This window comes from Syntrophorhabdaceae bacterium (assembly GCA_035541755.1).
GTDB lineage: Bacteria > Desulfobacterota > Syntrophorhabdia > Syntrophorhabdales > Syntrophorhabdaceae > PNOF01.
Genome location: DATKMQ010000167.1, coordinates 1 through 19997 on the forward strand (window position 1 = coordinate 1; position 19997 = coordinate 19997).

The 19997-nt window shown below is 50.2% G+C and carries 20 protein-coding genes; 3 read left to right on the forward strand and 17 right to left on the reverse strand.

Annotation, left to right across the window (positions count from 1 at the left end):
• The 8 genes from VMT62_15950 to thrC all read right to left on the reverse strand — a co-directional run.
• Positions 1-223 (reverse strand): Hsp70 family protein (locus tag VMT62_15950; protein ID HVN97923.1); only part of this gene is annotated, 223 nt, incomplete at its 3' end.
• Positions 224-374: 151 nt separating this feature from the next.
• Positions 375-1202 (reverse strand): metal ABC transporter permease, encoded by an 828-nt coding sequence (locus tag VMT62_15955; protein ID HVN97924.1) that lies wholly within the window; start codon positions 1200-1202, stop codon positions 375-377.
• Between the two features lie 101 nt (positions 1203-1303).
• The gene (locus VMT62_15960) at positions 1304-2059 is read right to left on the reverse strand and encodes an ABC transporter ATP-binding protein (GenBank protein ID HVN97925.1); all 756 of its coding nucleotides are present in this window, start codon (positions 2057-2059) and stop codon (positions 1304-1306) included.
• Positions 2050-2985, reverse strand: coding sequence for a metal ABC transporter substrate-binding protein (locus VMT62_15965; GenBank protein ID HVN97926.1), 936 nt, complete (start codon positions 2983-2985; stop codon positions 2050-2052). The genes VMT62_15960 and VMT62_15965 overlap by 10 nt, the downstream gene beginning before the upstream one ends.
• Entirely contained in the window at positions 2982-3437 is a 456-nt protein-coding gene (locus VMT62_15970; GenBank protein HVN97927.1) for a transcriptional repressor, read from the reverse strand. Before VMT62_15970 ends, VMT62_15965 begins: the two co-directional genes overlap by 4 nt.
• A 200-nt stretch (positions 3438-3637) precedes the next feature.
• Positions 3638-3751 carry a rhodanese-like domain-containing protein gene (locus VMT62_15975; GenBank protein HVN97928.1) on the reverse strand — a complete coding sequence of 38 codons (114 nt, stop codon included), beginning with the start codon at positions 3749-3751 and terminating at the stop codon, positions 3638-3640.
• Positions 3752-4030, reverse strand: a complete 279-nt coding sequence (locus VMT62_15980) for a rhodanese-like domain-containing protein (protein ID HVN97929.1) — start codon at positions 4028-4030, stop codon at positions 3752-3754.
• The gene (gene thrC, locus VMT62_15985; GenBank protein ID HVN97930.1) at positions 4027-5487 is read right to left on the reverse strand and encodes a threonine synthase; all 1461 of its coding nucleotides are present in this window, start codon (positions 5485-5487) and stop codon (positions 4027-4029) included. Before thrC ends, VMT62_15980 begins: the two co-directional genes overlap by 4 nt.
• 63 nt (positions 5488-5550) lie before the next feature.
• Here thrC and VMT62_15990 point away from each other — a divergent pair, with 63 nt between their 5' ends.
• On the forward strand, positions 5551-6123 hold the full coding sequence (locus VMT62_15990; protein ID HVN97931.1) for a hypothetical protein: 573 nt from the start codon (positions 5551-5553) through the stop codon (positions 6121-6123).
• Between the two features lie 54 nt (positions 6124-6177).
• On the opposite strand, the gene VMT62_15995 is transcribed toward VMT62_15990, so the two are convergent.
• From VMT62_15995 to pyrF, 4 genes are all read right to left on the reverse strand, one after another.
• The gene (locus VMT62_15995) at positions 6178-7458 is read right to left on the reverse strand and encodes an MATE family efflux transporter (protein HVN97932.1); all 1281 of its coding nucleotides are present in this window, start codon (positions 7456-7458) and stop codon (positions 6178-6180) included.
• Between the two features lie 335 nt (positions 7459-7793).
• Positions 7794-8825, reverse strand: a complete 1032-nt coding sequence (dctP, locus tag VMT62_16000; GenBank protein HVN97933.1) for a TRAP transporter substrate-binding protein DctP — start codon at positions 8823-8825, stop codon at positions 7794-7796.
• A 277-nt stretch (positions 8826-9102) separates the two neighbouring features.
• Complete coding sequence (locus tag VMT62_16005) at positions 9103-9837, reverse strand: RNA methyltransferase (GenBank protein HVN97934.1); 735 nt, start codon at positions 9835-9837, stop codon at positions 9103-9105.
• Entirely contained in the window at positions 9818-10543 is a 726-nt protein-coding gene (gene pyrF / locus VMT62_16010; protein ID HVN97935.1) for an orotidine-5'-phosphate decarboxylase, read from the reverse strand. Before pyrF ends, VMT62_16005 begins: the two co-directional genes overlap by 20 nt.
• Before the next feature lie 341 nt (positions 10544-10884).
• On the opposite strand from pyrF, the gene VMT62_16015 reads away from it, so the two are divergent.
• Both VMT62_16015 and VMT62_16020 read left to right on the forward strand, forming a co-directional pair.
• Positions 10885-12315, forward strand: coding sequence for an FAD-dependent oxidoreductase (locus VMT62_16015; GenBank protein ID HVN97936.1), 1431 nt, complete (start codon positions 10885-10887; stop codon positions 12313-12315).
• 57 nt (positions 12316-12372) lie between these two features.
• A complete protein-coding gene (locus VMT62_16020; protein ID HVN97937.1) occupies positions 12373-12852 on the forward strand; it encodes a cyclic nucleotide-binding domain-containing protein in 480 nt (159 codons plus the stop codon).
• A gap of 90 nt (positions 12853-12942) precedes the next feature.
• On the opposite strand, the gene VMT62_16025 is transcribed toward VMT62_16020, so the two are convergent.
• The 5 genes from VMT62_16025 to VMT62_16045 form a co-directional block, all read right to left on the reverse strand.
• Positions 12943-15303, reverse strand: a complete 2361-nt coding sequence (locus VMT62_16025) for a YfhO family protein (GenBank protein HVN97938.1) — start codon at positions 15301-15303, stop codon at positions 12943-12945.
• A 26-nt stretch (positions 15304-15329) separates the two neighbouring features.
• Positions 15330-15791, reverse strand: coding sequence for a prepilin-type N-terminal cleavage/methylation domain-containing protein (locus VMT62_16030; GenBank protein ID HVN97939.1), 462 nt, complete (start codon positions 15789-15791; stop codon positions 15330-15332).
• Positions 15792-16049: 258 nt separating this feature from the next.
• Entirely contained in the window at positions 16050-17408 is a 1359-nt protein-coding gene (locus VMT62_16035) for a sigma-54 dependent transcriptional regulator (protein HVN97940.1), read from the reverse strand.
• 121 nt (positions 17409-17529) lie between these two features.
• A complete protein-coding gene (locus VMT62_16040; protein ID HVN97941.1) occupies positions 17530-18666 on the reverse strand; it encodes a HAMP domain-containing sensor histidine kinase in 1137 nt (378 codons plus the stop codon).
• A gap of 6 nt (positions 18667-18672) precedes the next feature.
• Positions 18673-19893, reverse strand: coding sequence for a type II secretion system F family protein (locus VMT62_16045; GenBank protein HVN97942.1), 1221 nt, complete (start codon positions 19891-19893; stop codon positions 18673-18675).
• Between the last annotated feature and the right edge of the window lie 104 nt (positions 19894-19997).

A 19997-nucleotide genomic window follows, 5' to 3' on the forward strand; every position in this document is an offset into this window, starting at 1 on the left:
CCACAAATCTTTTGATAGAAAAGATTGTATTCTCAGGGTTGGTAATGGCCTGCCTTTTAGCGGTTTGGCCAACGAGCACTTCTCCTTCTTTGGTAAAAGCAACCACGCTCGGTGTAAGCCTGCTTCCTTCCTCATTTATAATAACCTTTGGTTCTCCTCCTTCCATAATGGCTACTACAGAGTTCGTCGTTCCAAGGTCTATCCCTATGACTTTTTTTGCCATACACGTATCCTCCTGCTATTTTTTGGGGCCTTAGAAAATATAATGTCGGAATCCAGAGTTGTCAACGTTTTGGGCGTAAATTTGTAGGTCCCGTTATACATATTAAGAACATAGTACCCACCTATCTCAACTGTCAATGCGATAGCCTCCCTTAAGATAAATCATAATGGGCTTTTACCCGTACGGCAACGAAGACGGCCAGGAAGAGACCAAAGGCAACGCCGACGATGGCCCCTCCTGCCGGCAAATCCAGCAGAAAGGCGGCAAATATACCGGATATCACCGCAAGGACGCCGGATAGAGACGAAATGATTATCGTTGTTTTGAATCCTCTTGCCACCTGAAGGGCCGTGGCCGGGGGCAGGATGAGAAGGGCGGAAACGAGCATGATTCCCATGACCCTCATGGCAAGCACCACAGTCAGTGCGATGAGAAGCACAAGGACCTTGTTGATCCGATCTGTCCTGATCCCTGTGGCTTTAGCCGATTCTTCGTCGAAGGTAATTGAAAGGAGCTCGTGGTAATAGAAGAAAACGACGCACAGGAGCGCAAGGGAGAGCGCTATGGAGACGATCACTTCGGCGGGACTTATAGCCAGTATGTTCCCGAAGAGATAGCTGAAAAGATCCACGTTGAACCCCCCGGCTGCGCTCGCCAGTATAATCCCGCCGGCTATGCCCACGGACGATACAATACCGATCGCTGCATCCCCATAGATACGGGCCTTTTCCATAAGTTTGAGGATGCCCAAAGCGCTCGCCATTACAATGGGGACCGCCGTATAGAAGGGGTGCGTTCTGAGAAGAAGCCCCACGGCCACGCTTCCGAATGTCACGTGCGCAAGACCGTCGCCGATCAAAGACAAACGCTTGAGGACAAGAAAAATCCCCAACGTTGAACAGAGAATGGCAATGAAGCACCCGGCGATGAGCGCCCTCTGAATAAAACCGTGGCTCAAAAGGTCCGTTAAGCCCGTCATCTAAATGCCTCCAGTTCTTTTATTGCGCCCTCTTTCTCGAACCTGCAATCTCCGCTTGTCTTAGAACCCGTGCTCTTCATCCGGCGTCTAATCCCTGCTCCCTAATCATGCCGGTGGCATATGACGTGCTGCGAATACTCGCCGAAGTAACTCGCCATCTCATGCGACGCGCAGAAAGTATCGAAGGTACCGTAAAAGATCACCTGCTTGTCGAGGTAGAGGAGTTCTGTGGCGTGCTTCCCAATGGTCCCGATATCGTGCGTAATCATGATAATGGTTATCTTTTTCTTATCATTGAGCTCGGTGAGCGTATTAAAGAACGTTTCCCTGGCTTCGGGATCGAGCGCTGTAGTGGGTTCGTCAAGTATGAGAAGCTCGGGTCCGGCAACCATTGCCTTGGCTATGAGGACCCTCTGCTGCTGACCTCCCGAGAGCTCGCCGATGAGTTTCTCCTGAATGTTTGTGATATCCATGAGAGAAAGTACATCGTTGACGGCCTCGTCATCCCTCTGGCCTATCCTCTTGGGAAAGCCTTTCTTCGAAAGGAGTCCCAGGGAAACGATTTCTCTCACGGTAGCGGGAAAATGAGGATTGAAATCCTGCGCCTTCTGGGGCAAATATCCGACCTTCTCCCAGTTATTGAAGTCCTGAGGAGCTTGTCCGAAAAGCGATATCTTTCCCTTGGTAGGCTTGAGAAAACCGAGGACAATCTTTATGAGCGTTGTTTTTCCCGAACCGTTCGGTCCCACCACACCAACGTAGTCGCCCGTGCGTATCTGAAACGAGATGTCCGTCAATATCTCAATGCCATTGTACTGAAAATGAAGATGCTCTGAAGAAACCGGATCTACCGACACTGAAGCCCCACCTCCAGATTTTTCAGGTTTTCTTTCATGAGGTCGATGAAGGTCTTTCCGTCGGCGAGCTCTTCTTTGGAGATATTGTGGGCCCCGGAGAGTTTAAGAAGCTTCACCCCCGTCTCTCTTGCGAGAACTTCTGCCACCCTCGGCGTGATGAGCTCCTCATAATAGATATAGCGGACATTGTCACGCTCAATCATCTTCTTCAGTTCAATCATCTTTTTCGGCGAGGGTTCAGCATTGGGAGAGCCTGCATAGGCGGAGACATAGTGCAAGTGATAGCGATGCGCCAGGTAGTTAAAGGCAAAGTGGCCGCCATGGACAAACGTGTCCCTTTTGCAGTTCGAAAGACCATCTTTATACTCTTTATCCATGTCCTCAAGTTGGGCTTTATATGCCCCCGCGTTCTGTGTGTAGAAATCCCCGTTTTCCGGATCAATCTGCACAAGTCCCTTGAGAATGTTGTCGACCATCTTCTGTGCATTGGTAAAATCAAGCCAGATGTGAGGATCATAGGCATCCGGACTGTGGCGCTCCCCAAACTCCTGGCTGTCCTGCATGAGAGTAATACCGCTGCTCGTATCGACGACGAGGAGCTTCTTATTGTCTGCCCCGCGAAGAACACTCTCCACCCAGGGCTCCATGTATTTGCCTGTGTAAAGGAATAGGTCGGCGTCGGCAATCTTCAGCATGTCGCCCGGTTTCGGTTCGAAGCTGTGCGCTTCAACACCGGGAGGTAGAAGCAGCGTCACGTTGGCCCTGCCGTCGGCGATATGCCTTGCAAAGTCATAGACTGTAAAGAGCGTGGCCACAACCACCGGGGGTTTCTTACCTTGAAGGTTCTCGCTCTCACGGCTATGACAGAAACAAAGGAGGAATGCGGCGCACAACAGGCCGATTGTACATGCCCTTTTTGTCTTCATGAGCCGCTCCTGCGTTGCAGCGCGGAACCCGAACAGCACTCCCTGCAGTAACCGAAGACCTGGAGAAAGTGTGAAACTACCCTGCCTTTAAGCCTTTGTGTAACCTCCTGCTCAATGTCTTCCATACCGCAAAAGGTCAGGTCCTCAACCTTCTTGCAGGCTGTGCAGACAAAGTGATGGTGGTGGTCGGCATTATGGCAGTAATAGTAATAGAGCTTCCGGTCCGGGTGAACGACCTTTATAATAATGCCCGCATTGGAGAGATATTCAAGATTCCGATATACGGTAGGTAAACCGATATTCTTAAACAGGCCTTTGAGCCGTTTCCACACGTCTTCAGGACTCAGATAAGTCGGATCATGGGCGAGAACATCAAGTATGGCAAGTCGTTTGGGCGTTGCCTTCAAATGATAGTTTCTCAATAAGGTGGAAAAATCGGCGTCTCTGTTCATTTCACCATCTAAATGAAAACAGTTTTCATTTATAAATATATACATCGGGGTTCATAAGATCAAGGGGAAATTGAAAAATAGCGTCAGATACTGTACGGCAAGATCATGTACGTGGCCGACTATTGACTGCTCATTATCTTTAAGACTTCTATGTGGGAAAGATTTATTAGGCGCCGAAGCGCTAAGAACATCTATCAAGGCTACCGTTCAATTTCGTACCCTCTCCTCACCCACTCGGGATAGCCGCCGTAAAGCACCATCACATTCGAATACCCGATGTTTCTGGCTGCGAACGCAGCCTCCGCACTCGGCATTCAGCCCACGCCTCTGCAATAGAAAACAAGAGGCCTGTCTTTCTCTTTGGGCAGGAGGGCATCGAGCATACGGAATTTTTCTTGTGAAATGTTGATCGCCCCTGGGATATGGCCGAGTGAATACTCATACTCGGTCCGCGTGTCCACAACCACGAGTTTCGTGTCCCGGCTCATCATCTTCTTGAGCTCTTCAGCCTCGATGTCGTTCGCATAGGCTAACCTGCAAGACAGGGCGAATATGAAAAGAAGAATGAAGAAGAACCCTCTTACAATCCTCATGGTTTCCTGTAAATCGCGCGTATCGTTTTTTTCGCCTCTTCGATCTGGGACGCCGAGAGCGCGAATCCTTCCTCGGTACGCAACGGGCGGGACTCTACACGGTATACCCGTTCCTTCGTGGCGGCCTGATCCTTCATGCCCCGGGGGAGCTTAGGCGTGAGGCCGATGGCCTTTTCAACATCTTCAGGGAATTTTCCCGGATCGGCCGTTTCATATATGACCGCCGGTTTGTCATGCATGTTCTGTAAGAAGATGTCCAACGCCTTGTAGCCCACGGCGCCATGAGGATCAAGGATGATCCCGTACGTGTCGTACACATATTTCATGGTTACGTAGTGGAGTGGATTGGTGACGCCGATGGAAACGATGTCTTTTCGCATGGCAGCCATATCCGGCGCTCGGTCGATGACACCCGGCCTCATAACATTCCCTGTTGCCGTGTCCCGCTCATCGTACATGTGGCCGCCGTAAAAATCAATGAGGCGCGCAAGGTTACTCGGGTGCGACACAATCATTGCTGAGGACGGCGATTTAACAGAAGGCCGCACGGAGTACGTGCCTGATTCAAGAAACTCGGGAAACTCCGTGTTCTCGTTGACACCGCACACGATCTTCTCAACGGGAAGTCCCATCTGCCGCGCAACTACCGTACCCATCATGTTGCCGAAATTGCCCGACGGCACGCTGGCGATAAACGATTCATCCGCGGCATCAATCTTAGAATATGCGTAAAAAGGGTAGACCGCCTGAGGGAGAAGTCTGCCAATACTTATGGAATTTGCCGATGTGAATCGCTCTTCATCGTCAAAGATCTCAAGGGCGAGCTCTTTATCTGCGAGGATATTCTTTGCCAGGGCCTGACAGACATCGAAATCACCATCTATTTCAAATGCGTGGACATTATCGCCAAGGGTTGTCATCTGTCGCCTTTGACCGTCACTGATAGACCCTTTTGGATAGAAGACAATGTTGTCGATGTTCTCTAGACCGTGGAGGGCATCCGCGACCGCGCCGCCTGTGTCCCCGCTCGTAGCCACGACGACTACGCGCTTCAGGCTCTTTCTGCTGAGAAAATAATCAAGCGCCCTCCCGAAGAAACGAGCGGCGTAATCTTTGAAGGAATATGTGGGTCCTTTGGTGAGCCACATGATATATGTCCTGCCCGTCACGTGCTCAATCTGCGTAGGAATCGTCTCGTAACGGTACGCGTCCTCCAACAGGGCCCTCAACTTCTCGGACGGTATTTCCCCTCCGAGAAAGGGGTGAAGGACCTCGTAGGCAATCTCTGCGTAGGACATAGGTCGCATCGCGCGAATCCGCTCACTCGGGATGACCGGTATATCGTCCCTCGCCACCATGTAAAGGCCGTAATTTGACGCCATCCCTTTGAGCAGGGCCGCCTCGAAGTTGACCTTTTCATCCCGATTGTTCGTGCTGTAAAACCATATTGGGTTCATTGCAGGATATTTAGCATACAAGATGTTTTGCTTTTTTTCAACATAATGCTTATAATATTATGTATGATTAGGCGAAAGTACACTCTTTTTTTGGTATGTGCTATTATCGTCTCTTCCCTATCGGCATTCGTGGCGGTCTGCCCTCTTTATGCAGCCGCGCCCGCCTTAACTGATCCACAGAGCACGGGCACCACACCCAATAGCGCCCCGGCTACCATTAAGCAGGAATTTCAGAGCTATAGCGATTCGAATGACAAGGCGCTCGACAAGGCTGTAACCGCGGAGAAGATTAGCTTTGTGCGATTAAAGCCGACATCGGGGAACGCAAACGTCTCGCCCGATCAGAAGGTCTACAATATAGAATTCATGGACGATAAGGCGACCGGAAGCAAGCCCGAAAACGGTGCTGCTGATACGCCAAACCTTGCCGTGCACAAAATAGAAAGCCTCGACTCGAGTAATCTTATGAAGAAGGAAACCGCCAAGGAAAACAAAACTGAGGTCTCTCTCGGTTACAAACTGTCTCCTTACAGTGAAATAGGCCTGGGCAAAGGATTTCTTATCGAGCACAACGAGACCACCTCGTTCCAGACACGTGACGACGGCTGGAGATTTAAATTCAAAGTTAATTTCTGATTGCCTCGTATTGCTCGCTTCCGACGGTTAGCCTCTCGCAACCGCATAGGCGCCTCATCGCCCTCCGCTGGTTTGAGTTACGGCCCCAAGCCACCTCTTCTGCCAGTACCTGTGCACCATGAACATTGCAGTCATGAACTGCGAAAGGTTCATAGTCCACCATACCGACGTTGCATCAAAACCGAGCACAACTACCCACAGGTAACACAGGGGAATCCGGATAAGCCACACGGTAGATGAGACAATGAGCATAATTCCCTTGGTGTCGCCGGCTCCGCTTAGAGCTCCACCCAGGACCATCCAGAAGGCCATGAAGGGTTCGCTGATCATGCTGATATAGATATACTTTATGCACTGGGCAACAACGACGGGATTCTTTGAAATGGCGGGGGCTATCTGCCTGGCTCCCATGATAACCCCCAGTGTAAGGCAAGCCACAATAATCACGCCCATGACGGCTGTAATGATACCCGCCCTGAAGGCATCTTCTCTCTTGTTTTCCCCGATGAGGTTCCCGGCAATAACTGCATTGGCCATATTGAACGCCATAGCCGGAAGAAAAATGGCTGATTCAATCCTGAGTCCGGCGGCAAAAGCCGCAAGGGTCTCGACGCTATCGCGCGGCAGAGCACTTAAGATGAGATAGAGCGCCATGGAATGGAGCTGCCAGAGAATCTGGGACAGCGCAAAGGGCCAACCGATCGTAATAATGGCGCGGGTAGCCTCCGCAGAGAAGCGCCTGATACCCGCTAAAAAAGGCATTATGGAGCGCAGATTGAGTATACTGCCTACAAAGACGCTGATGGCTGTGGACAGGGCTATGCCCTGATAACCGATCTTCGTATGAAAGACGAGAAAAAAATTGAGTCCGATGTTGACGGCACAGACCACGGACATTGTTTTGAGCGAGATGCGGACCCGTTTGCAGGCCCTCAAAATTCCATTCGTGTTAATCACGATGTAGTGAAATAGAAGACCAGCCGCATATATCTCTCCCAGGGGGATGGCAATGGGCTTGAGCTGCCTCGGAATATTTACAAGATTGATCAAGAAAGGGGTGAGGCCGATGCCCGCGGCGCCGAAGATTACCCCCGAGACAACCGCTGTAAGAGTTGTAGAATAGACGGCGTCATCGAGGGCGCCTTTATCGCCGGAGGTGAAAAGCCGTGAAATCACGGAGACGGTTCCGGCTGTGAGGGCGTTGGCAATGATGATGAAGACGAAATACATCTGAATGACAAATCCGTAAGCCGCCTGGATATCTTTTCCGATCCTGCCTGCAATATAGATATCGGTGAGGCCGATGAGAAACTCGAAGAACATAATGAGGGTCATCGGCCAGCTGTTCGACCAGCTTTCAGAAATAAATCTTCTTATATCTTGCCGCTCGAATATTCTACTGATAGGGCTTAGCATATGTGATCACATGTCCGTCTTCACGGCAAATCACACCATTACAATAATCAATAAATAGAACGAATGCAAGGGATGCGTCTATACGCGGGCGCGTTCATGCGCGTACAGAGGAGAGCGAAGACGGGCACATGAAGTTGTCTTTGACAAGCCCCTGCACCCACGATCCCGCTGTCTGCTTCACACGTCGACTCAAATGAAACAGGTAGGAGAAGAGCACCCCTACCTGTTCGTTATCTTCAGTTCTCGTTATGGCCTTACTTGCTGTATAGCTGAATGAGGCGCTGCGCTTCATTAAGTATCTTTGTGCCGGGGAGGCCTTTGGCGTCTAAGCCCTGGGCTTCCCTCTGTGCCATGTCCCTTACAGGCGCGTAGAATTTGGCCATCTCCTCTTTAGAAATCGGTATGAACTCAACGCCGAGTTTCTTTCCCGCATCCATGGCGTGCTGGTTGGTTCTCGCAACCTCCGCTTCCGTCTCCTGGCCGTAGTATTCTATGTTATTTTCGAAGACTTTCCTGATGTCCGGGGGGAGGCTGTTGAACTTCTTGAGATTCATCATCCTCATGCCGCTATGCGTGCGATAGAAGTTGATCATCGTCGCGTACTTTGCGACCTCGGCGAATCTTAAGGATTCCAGTGTTTCTATGGGCGTGATGAGTCCGTCGAGGATGCCCTTCTGAAGACCCACGTAGACTTCCGAATTAGACATAGAGACGCCCTCTACCCCCAGTTCCTTGAGGGCGTTGGACACGTCGCCGACCACCTTTATCCGCATGCCCCTGAGGTCGGCAATCTTGCGAACCGGTTTCCTGGTAATGAGTTGATTCATGGACCCACCCCAGCAAAGTACTTTCATATCCTTGTATTCTCTTTCGATCTCCGGGAATTTAACGAGCATCTCCTTGAAAACCTTTTCTCCCACGGCGAGATCGTTGACCCCGTAAAAAAATATGTAACTTGCCTTGGTGATCTGGAAACCGCTCTTCGACGTCGAAGGATTAATAAGCGCTATGTCAATCGCGCCTTGTTGTAATTCCTCCACAGCGTCCCGGCCGCCGATCACCGCTCCGCCCCAGTACGGTTTGAACTTTACCCGTCCGTTCGTCTCCTTTTCAATCTTCGCCATCCATTTCTGATCCACGATGCTGTAAGTGTGCTCAACACCGTAAGGCGTGCCATAGGTCAATTCGATTGGCTTGCCCTGCTGTGCGGCCCCAATACCGGGAAGAATAATAGCTATAATACAGGCAGCGATGAAGAGCATCAAACCTCTTTTGATTTGTTTCATGTTCCCTTCCTCCATATTTTGAATTTCTGATAGCGATCTACCGCTATCCTTTTACGCCCACTAACCCCCTTGCCTTGTTAATGGAGCAAATTGTGCTCAAACTTAAGATGGTGGTAGTCGAGTGTAGCACGTATCCCGCTTCTCCTTCAAGATTTTTGTTCGCCGGCCGCTTTGCCAAGCGAACGCGCGTCACTCTTAATAAAGCATAGTGAAAGCGTCTCCCATAGCTTTTGCCAGGAGGTTGCAGAGGTACTCCGAGATTGCGCGGTGGTGAAACCTACCTGCTGCGTACTGTCTCTCTTTGTCTTTTGACTTCGTACGCAGAAAGCGCGAAACATGTAGCAACATTTAACGAGGGAAAGGAGGGGTTGGTGGGAATCTTGATAAGGGCATCGCACGTGTCCCTGGTCAGTCTTCTTAAGCCCTCTTCTCCGCCAAGAACGAGACAGACAGGCCCCGTCAGGTCTATTTCCCAGATGGACGATTCACCGTGCTCATCGAGGCCGTAGCAAAAAAAACCCTGTTTCTTGAGCGTATCGAGATATCGCGCAAGATTGGTAACGCGCGCGATAGCCACATGCTCCAGCGCGCCCCGCGCAATCTCAATAACAGTATCGGTAACTGTGCAGGCCCTGTCTTTGGGAATGATCAGCGCCTCTAAATCAAGACAGGCTGAACTGCGGACGATATTTCCGAGGTTCTGCGGGTCCTGCACGCCATCAAATGCACACAAAAACGGGTTCTTTCGGCCCTTCAGATCATTGAGAAGTTCGTCGGGATCCTTGTACGAAAATTCGTCTCTTTCCAGACAAATATGGGATTTAAGGCCTTTGAACCTGTTCAAAAACGCATCTCTGGCAAGGACGCGGAATTGGATACCACGGGCTTTCGCCTCTATGATGCATTCGTTGAGCACCCTTTCAAACCCCTGTTCAACCCAGAGCTTTTTGACCTGCCCCGGATGCTCTTTCATCACTTCAAGGATCGTGTTTTTATTGGTGAGAAGCGGCATCTTTTATATCCTTACAGATCGCTCTCAGGAGATCCTGAGGATTTGCGCTGTCTCTCACCGCTCTACCGAGGACGATATAGGTGGCCCCTTTCTCGATAGCTTCCTTGGGTGTTATGGTACGTTTTTGGTCATCTTTTTTACCGTCGATCCTAACCCCGGGCGTCACGATGATAAAATCTTTTCCGCATGTCTCGCGTATCATCTCGATTTCGCCCCCGCCGGCTACAACGCCGTCAAGGCCAGCTTCTTTGACAAGCAGCGTAAGTCTTTTCGTCAGTTCAATAACGGGCATCTCAAAACCGATCCGCTTGAGTTCCTCACCGTCAAGGCTCGTGAGTACCGTAACGCCGATGATCTTCGGCTTATGAAGCCCCTGAGTGTGAACCGCCTTATTAAGTGCCGCTCGCGCCTCTTTCATCATTGTGAATCCGCCTGACGCGTGTACGTTGACCAGTTCCACCCCGAGTTTCGCCGCCTCGATCACCGCCTTGGCCACGGTGTTCGGAATATCGTGGTACTTGAGATCAAGAAACACCCTGGAGCTCTTCATGTTGATGAAATCTACGATTTTCGGACCGCAGTGGGTAAAAAGCTGCTTGCCGACTTTGAACATACCCACGTGATCTTTGAATTCCATAACAAGTTTCTGGGCTTCCTCGAAATGGTCCACATCGAGGGCGAAGATGATTTTTTCCTTGGGATCCATGGGTCCTCCTTGGTTTGAATACGCCTGCTATGAACAAAGGGTTTTTATAGCCGAATCGTCTGCCCCGCCCCGCATCGATCCTCAATGGGCGGGTCTGTCCACTCTCCAAACAGGCCGAGCATTGATACGTTATCCTTTAGCCCGTGATCTGTGACGCCGGCCATTCATCCGGTCCACGTCGTGGAACATCCATGTATTTTTTACTCCTTTTTGTTCAGGATGTCAAAGAACAACCGCAGGTGCGGGACCAGTTGATGGTTGCCATAAGGCCCCGCCAGTCGTTATAATAAAGATGACATATGGGCGAAGAGCCTTGATCCTAAGAACAGGGAGGCCGGTGTATGTCCTCGAAAGAACGTCTCGTTGTGATAGGCGGGGTGGCGGCCGGAATGAGCGCTGCCAGTAGCTTTAAGAGGATGAAGCCACAGGACGAATCGTACGTTCTTGAAAAGGATCATTTTATATCCTACGGGGTATGCAGTCTCCCCTATTACATTTCGGACGACGTGAAGGACATAGTGAGCCTGATCTCACTCACTCCCGAGAAGGCAACCCAGGAGCGGGGCATCACGGTGCTCACACGCCATGAGGCCTTACGGATAGATCCCGCACAAAAACAGGTCGTCGTAACAGATCTTAACGCAAATGAAACAAAAACCGTCTCCTATGACAAACTTGTTATTGCCACGGGCGGATTGCCCGTCAAACCGCCGCTTCCAGGCATTGACCTCAAGCATATTTTCAGCGTCAGGACTCTAAATGACGGCATGGAGATTAAAAGATTTATTGACCGGTGGACGTCTTCCTCGGATTCAGCACCCGAACGTACAGCCGAAAACCGTACGGGCGTAAGGAAAAATATTATGAAAGCGGTCATCGTGGGCGGCGGTTATATCGGCATGGAAATGTGCGAATCGCTCAAGAAGCGCGGTCTTGATATTACAGTCATTGAAAAGATGGACCGAGTGCTCGGAAACATGGACTCAAGCGTCACCGGCATAGTCGAGGATAAGCTCCGCTCGGAAGGGGTGACGCTCCGCAAAGGGGTTTCCGTTGAAGGCTTTGAAGGAAAGGATGAGGCCGTCACGAGGGTCATCACGGATAAGGGACCTTGCGACGCCGATATCGTGATCCTGGCCATTGGGACACGTCCCAACACAGCCGTGGCACGGGCTGCAGGCGTGATGCTGGGCGCAGGCGGAGCCATAACCGTTGACGAATTTCTCCGTACCAATGTGCCGGATATCCTTGCCGCAGGCGATTGCGCCGAAGCCACGCACCTCGTAACGGGTAAGAAAGTCTACATCCCGCTCGGCACCACGGCCAATAAGCAGGGCAGGATTGCCGGAGAAAATGCCGCCGGCGCGCGGCACATCTTTGAGGGCATCGTCGGAACCGCCGTTACCAAGATATTTGACCTGGAGGTGGCCCGGACCGGCCTTTCGCCACTAGAGGCGGACCATGAAGGATATCATTATTTTGTATCCACCATTCAGGGAACGTCGCGAAGTAGCGCCTATCCCGCGGGAAAGGCGCTCACCGTCACATATGTGGTCGAAGCAGAGACAGGCAGACTCCTCGGCGCACAGATGGCGGGCGTTGAGGGGGTGGCCCACCGTATCGATACACTTGCTGCCTGCCTCTACAACAGGATGAGTATAGAGGATGTGGCAAGGCTTGATCTGGGCTATGCCCCGCCCTTTGCCACTGTTTGGGACCCTATCCTTATCGCAGCCAATGTTGCGCTAAAGAAATTGCAAAAACCCGAATAACAAGTTATTATATTTGGACAAAGTTCAGAACGAGAAAGAGGCATCCGGGAGGAAGACATGCTCCACCATGTGATATCGTCCGTCCAGGAAAAGATGGCAATGCTTGAGAAATCGCAGTGGGGAAGCGGCTTGAGCCCGGAAGACCTGGAGAAATTCGCCCAATACCTCTACGTAGGAAAAGCTGCAAAAGAGGAACCCATATTCAACGAGGGTGCCATAGAACCATATATGTGCTTCATTTCGGATGGGCTCGTAAGAATCGCCAAGGGAGACTCAAAGAAGACCGTGAAAACGATTTGCGAAATAGGTCCGGGACGAACCTTCGGCGAAATGAGCATCATAGACGGTCTACCCCGATCGGCTTCAGCGGGTGCCGCCGAAGAGACGACTGTCCTCGTGCTCACAAAGGAAAACTTCGAATTGATTCTCGCCGATCATCCTAAGCTCGGCGTCTCACTCTATTCAAAACTCGCTCAGATGATGAGCCACCGGCTCCGTATATCGGACTGGATGCTCGTGGAATATCTCTACGAATAATAAGCAGCATCGTTCTACCCTCAAGCCCACGCAAAGAAGAGGAACAAATCCTAAGACGCCTCTCCTTCGAGCAGATCCCGTTTACTCGTCTTAAGCTCTGGATTTTCCGTCTTTCCTCACCAGACAGATACACAGCAGTATGCCGAGGAAGGTGAGGCAAAGCCCCACGTAGAAGGACGTAGGGACGTATCTGAAGACGACGGTATGTCTGCCTTTGGGCACCTGAACGGCCCTGAAGGCAAGATTTGCGCGGTATATCCTGGTTTCTTTGCCGTCCACATAGGCCCTCCACCCCGGATAATAGGTATCGCTCACGTAGAGAAAGGCATCCTGATTCGTATCACATGTGATGATCGACTTGTTGGGCTCGTACGAGACAAGCGTCATTTCCCCCTGAAGCGGTTGTTCTGCTGTGAGATATGGAATATGCTTATCCGTTATAACGAGTGTCTTTCTGAAATCAATGTCTTTGCTCTCTACCATTGTCTTTACTGTATCTTCAGTGGTATCCACCTTTCTGACCTTATCAAAGAGCAGGAATCTTCCAGGATACCTCTCGTATTCATAAAGGTAGGCCGCCTGGTCGCCCATGCCCTCTTTTGCAATCAGTTTGAAATCCTTGTTGTCCACCTCGTAGGAAATGATCACGTACTTAATACCCCCCATGTCAAGGAGCCTCTCCGCTTCCACTACATTCTTAAAGCACGAAAACATACGTAAGAAAGTATCCTGACTTTGAACCCGCATGACTTCCGATCCGCCGATAGCGTACAGGCCGTACATCGATGCATAGGGAGAACTCATACTGTTCTTGCCCAATACCACATTCTGGAACTGATACTCGGTTTTAACGGTAACGAAATACCTTTCAGTGCCGACGGGGGCAGGGATCTCTTTAACAACACCCTCTTTTGCTACAAACCATTTCCACGGAACAGAGCTGAAGAACCCGTAATTCGCAAGAAATAGGTCCGCAATACTCACGCAGAGAACAAAAGAGAGGAGAATCTTTCGAAACCCGCCTTTTTCGCTTTTCAAGTAAAGAAAAAGCGCCAGGCAAAACAGGAAAGAGAACAGCAGAAACCGTTTCAGATTGTGCAGGTTAAACCATATCTCGTTGTACAGAGGCGGCTTGAACCCGTGCGCCAGCAGGAAATTTTCCACAGAGGCGCCGTAAAAACTGCAATAGCCCCACAGGATAGCAAAAACCAAGCCTACATAGAGCGATACCTGGACCGTGCACTCTATCTTTCTGTCTCTATTCTCGAAATACGTTCTCAGTCGGTCCAGGCCGAAGGCCGTGCTCACAGAGATGCCGAAGAACAGCAGAAAGAGAAATTTTACCGGATAACGAATCGCGTTGAAAGGTGGAATTCTGCACAATAGCTTGTAGAGCGGAGTGTTGCCACCAAGGGCCAGTATCAGAGAAATAAGCATTATGAACGCAAAGAATATCCTGCGCTTGTCCCGACCCAAAAAAAAGAGGACGGAAAAACAGATGGGCATGAGTCCGACGTAAACGGTCTTCAGCCATGACTGATTTTGCCAATATTTTTCCATCGTTTGAAGGTAACCAAAGACATCAGGCAGAAAGAATTGAATGAAATCCTTCCAGCCAAAAGACCAGGTAACCACGTCCTGATACGGCAATCCGGAAGCGCGTATACTCTGGGTCTTGAGTTCATAGAAGGGCACCCATTGGGCCCCGGCAAGAAGGACGCACACGAGAAGCGTGATCCATAGGGCCTTTACCCCGTCGAGCCGGGATGGGCCACTTTCCAGCACGAACAGTTTCGGAAAAAAAGATATGAAGCACAGAACGATGACCGTCAACAGCACTATCTCGGGGGCGCCAGCGCAAAATTGAAAAACGAGGAATATGCCGGAAACGACTGCGTATTTCTTTCTCTTCGTCTCCACGTGTTTGAGGAAGAACAGGAGTATTGGAGAAAACCAGGCCACAGCAAAAAGATGAGGAAGAAGGTTATGGACCGAGACGAGATATCCCGACAGTATCAAAACCGTGCCGCCGAGAAAAGCCGACAATCGGGAAATTTTGATATAGCGCAAGAAGGCGTAGAACCCCACCCCCGTGAACAAGAAATGAAGTATGATAAGCCAGTTCCAGGCAACATTGAAGGGGAGGAGGAAGTAGATCAGATGAGGTGGATAGAATACGCCGGGTTGTAATGTGGCAAATAAAGGGATACCCGAGTAGTTATAAGGGTTCCAAAAGGGAAATATGAAACTCTTGACGAGATCGACCCAGAGGATCTTGGGGGGTATGAAGAACGGGGCAAGGTCCCTTTCGCTGAAAATGTTCTTTGACGATAAAAAAGGATAGAAATAGAGGAGAACTAAACCGCTGAAGCCGATAATCGGCAGAAATAGGTTACGCGCGTGATCGAGGAGCTCTTTGCTGAGTCGAACGGATTTGTAAAGACTGCGCAAGGCACCAGTAATTTTCGATCACCACGTCACCAGGTGGTGCACCTATTTGTGGTATCGCCCGAAACTGACGCACATGCGATAGAAGCGGGGGTTGTGGGTAAGGTCGCTGTCACATTGATCGACATGGTATACGTTGCCGCCCCCGGTATCTGCACCTGCACGCTGCTCCCGTCGGTGCCCGCGAGGGTCACCCCCTGGATGCTTGCAGCGCCGATTATATCGCCCATTGTATAGGGCGTGGTGGTTCCCTTTATGTTGTACTGGGCAAATAGTATGGCGCTCGACCCTCTCAACGCGCTCAAAATACCTTTGGCGGTGGCATCACCGGCGTCCTGTTTAATCTCCAGATATTTCGGTATTGCAACGGCGGCCAATATACCGATGATAATGATGACGATGATCAACTCTATCAAGGTAAAGCCCTTGCTATTCCCGATGGTATTCCTGAACGACCTCAAGGTGTATCCCTCCTCTCGTCTTTTGCCCATATTCGTCCACCTCTCCCCTTCAGTATGCAAACTTTATACCCTAAACAGTTCATGAGAGATACCCGCCCTCAAGCCGTTTATGATCTCCTTGCCACAATTCAAAATAAACTATAACAGCTATAAAAAACAATAAGATACAATTAACATCTACGAAATTGGTTCTATATATCGTCTCAACCATCTGTCAACTATATTACGTTTTGTAATTCAAAATAGCAACAAATTTTTGTAGCTTACTACAAAAATTGTAGGAGAGCCTCATCTCACGCCCATATCGATCTCATATTTCTTTACCCTGTACCACATGCTCCGTTCAGAAATGCCCAAAATCTTTGCCGCTTTTGCCTGTGATCCCTGTGTTTTCTTCAGGGCATCGATTATCATGCTCTTTTCCAGTTCCGAAATCGCATCATCCAGCGATTTGTCCGAATATGTGGTCTGACTCGCAAGTGAATAACCGCCCCTCAAATGAAGCGGAAGATCATCAACACTTATCACCTCGCCCTCACACATGATCACCGCCCTTCTCATGATGCCAATCAACTCCCGCACATTGCCTGGCCACGCATATTCGAGCAGGATGCCTCGCGCCTCATCCGAAACAGACATAATTTTACCCTTGTCTTTTTCGAGATTGTGCAGCACATAATCGATGAGAACCGCTATGTCCTCGCGTCTTTCCCGCAGGGGCGGTATCACTATATGTATCTGGGCCAGACGAAAGTACAGGTCTTCCCTGAATTTGCCCTCTTTTATCTGGGTCTCCATCACGCGGTTCGTGGTGGAGACAACCCGTATATCGACCTTATACGTTTTGGTTGAACCGAGGTGCTCAACCTCCTGCTTTTCCACGGCCCTCAGCAGCTTTGCCTGAAGGTACGGGGTCATCTCCCCTATTTCGTCGAGCACGATCGTTCCTCTGTCGGCCGCCTCGAATTTGCCCTGTTTCTGTTGAATGGCGCCGGTAAACGCACCCTTTTCATATCCGAAGAGCTCGCTCTCAAGCAGGTTGTCCGGTATGGAGGCACAGTTGACCACAACAAATTCGCCCGGTCGCCTGGATAACAGGTGTATAAGTTTCGCCGCTTCCTCTTTACCCACCCCCGTCTCACCGGTAACAAGCACCGGTAACCCTTTGTCGGCAACCTTTTTGATCTCCTTGAAGATGGTCTTCATCTGCTCCGATTTTCCTACAACGCCGTGAAATATGTGGCCTTCGAACTCCTTCTCTCTCAAGAACTCTACTTCCTTCTTGAGCTTTCGCATGCCGAGGACCCTCTTCAAAATGACCTTCAATTCGTCGAGAAGGATCGGCTTTATAAAAAAATCGGTGGCGCCCCTTTTTATGGCCTCAAGAGCGTTCTTCTTGGTTCCGTACGCCGTAATAATGAGGATGGGCACATCGCTTTTCTGCTTCAGGTCGCTCGTGGCCGAGAGTCCGTCCATACCCGGAAGGCTTATATCCATAATAACGAGGTCTGTAGCCGCATCGATCGCAGGGATCGCCTCTTCATAGGAGGTGAAAGAGCGCACTGAGTATTCTTCCCCCTTTAACGCCTCTTCCAGAAAAAATCTTACACCGGGGTCATCTTCGATAATCACTACGTGTTCATGCATAGTCTTGTCCTGGGTCCTTTTTTTTCAATATTACCAGAATTCCGTAAGAAGTCAATCCGTTCCTTCGAGCATGGAAGCGCTGTACATCTCCTTTCAGTTGACGTAAACGGGTGGTTTTGTTTCATGGACGCTCCTTAACGGCCTCTCCACCGTTCGTGTTCACGTGTCTCTCAAGCGGCAGTTCAATGATAAACGTGGTGCCTTCATCACCGCTCTCAACCCTTATGTCTCCTCCGTGCAATTTTATGTTCCTCATGGCGATAAAGAGACCGAAACCCTTCCCGCCCTTCCTTTTGGTGAAGAACGGCTTGAAGAGAGACCGCAAATTCTCCTCATCAATCTTCGAATGCCGGTTATAAATCGAGATGAAGAGATCCCCTTTTTCCTCCCGAATCCTTACGCTAATAAGGCCGTTCTCTTTTTCATAATAGGAAGCATTCTTAAGGATGTTGAAGATAACCTGATACATCTTGGTTCTGTCTAAAGTGCAGAGGAATTTGCGCTCCTTCTCAAACGTGCAGGTGAGGCCTTGCATCTCCTGGGACAGGCTGCGGATGGCCTCGTCAACAACATCGTTGAGATCGAACTCTTCAACCATCAGTTCATTGTCGTTAAGATCGAGCAGTTCTGTGGTAAAGATATCTATCTTCCGCGCCGCGTTGAGCATGGTGTCGAGGTACTGTCTCTGCGACTCATCAGTCGCTTTCTGCTTCAAAAGTTCGCTCATACCTGTAATGGTGGCAAGGGGATTTCTCACCTCATGGGCAACCATGAGCGACATATATCCGAGAGGTATGATGTAATCAAGGTTTTCAATACCGCTCAAAAGAACGTTTTTTTCACTTTCGTCTGCCTTGAGTCGTATATATTCTATGAGCCGGTCAATGACGCTATAGACCTCGATCATCTTGCCTCTCTTCTTCCTCATCTCCTCGAGCTTAACGTACTGCTCCGCCTTTCGCACCAGATCACTTATCGGTTGAGTCATGGCCCTCATAATAATGAAAGAGCAAAAGCCCGAGAAGAGACATGCGGTCCCAATCCATACCCATAGCATCCGCGTCTTCACCGGCGCCAGTATGTTGGAGCCGATGGCAAGCGAAAGAAGACTTGTGAGCAAAACAATAACAGGGACGATAGTCCTCAGATTATAATTGAGGTTACTCGGGTCTCTGAAAAATCCTTTCTTGCCCGATTTCATGAGATTTCTATTTCCCTCACCGTTTGGTTCCCCGGCATACTTGCGTTTTCCAAACATATGCTATCACCCTCCCCGTATCGCGCGCATCATGTCCCACCATGGCATGAAAATGGCGAGTGCGAGAAACAACACCATACACGCCAGACCTGCCGTAAGAATCGGCTCGATCCATGCTGAAAGCCGGTTGACCGAGTAGGTGACTTCTCTGTCGTAATGGACCGATACCTCGCGCAGCATCTCTTCCAGAGAACCCGTCTCCTCGCCCGTTGCAACGAGATGAATTACAAGGGGTGGAAATATCTTCGCGTCTTTCAGAGGTCTTGAAATGCCTCTGCCCTTTTCAATGCTGACCGCGATATCCCGAACCTTCTCCGCCACGTATTCATTGCCAACTGATCGGGAAACAATGTCGAGGGTCTTGATTATCGGGATACCGGCGCGTACCAGATTCTCCAGGATAAAAGCGAACCGGCCCATACAGATCTTCAGGACTATGTCGCCAATGAGAGGCACCGACAGTTTTAGCCGGTCGATCGCATAGGTGCCTGCGGCCGTCCTCTTATAGAAGACGAAGGCTGTGATGAGCGCAAGGGCCGTAATGATGGCCGTCATGGTATATTTCTGAAAAATGTCGTTTATGAGAAGCAGGATTTGAGTGGGGAGCGGAAGATCCAGCTTGGCGCTTCTGAAAATAGGCGCGAACTTAGGCACCACCACGTTGACAAGAATGACAAAGGCGATCGCAAGGGTCACGACCACGAATACGGGGTATCGCATGGCAGACTTGAGCATCTCCTTTGTCTTCATCTGAAATTCGAGTACACCGGAAAGTCGCTCCAGTACTTCATCGAGGTTGCCGCTTAGCTCGCCGGCCCGTACCATGCCTATATAGAGCTCGGAAAATATGCCCCTGTGCCTGGCCAGGGCATCAGAAAAAGTCTGGCCCCGGTCAATATCCTGAGTGACCTCCCTGATGGCCACCTTCAGCCGTTCGTTATTTGTTTGCTCTTCCAGGGCCTTAAGACCGGACACCATGGGAATGCCGGCGCGAATAACCGTCTGGAGCTGACGGGTGAAGAATATAAGGTCGTCGTGCTTGACTCTTTGAAAGCGAAGCAGAAAGGCATCGACTGCGAATCCAGCACTTTTCTGTTCCTTGGCATCAAGAGGGAAGAGTCCCATATTATCGAGCTGAAGCATGGCTTCTCTCCGACTGTTTGCCTCCAGGTTTCCCGTAATCAGAAGGCCCCTGTCATCCCGTGCTCTATATGCGAATGTGGTCATGATATGGTCGTTACACCTTATTTCCTAATCCCTGTCTCTTCCCAATCATCGTGGAATACTGAGCCCTTTCTGTACCCCTGCGTATTCTCGTCCTCGTCTGGTAT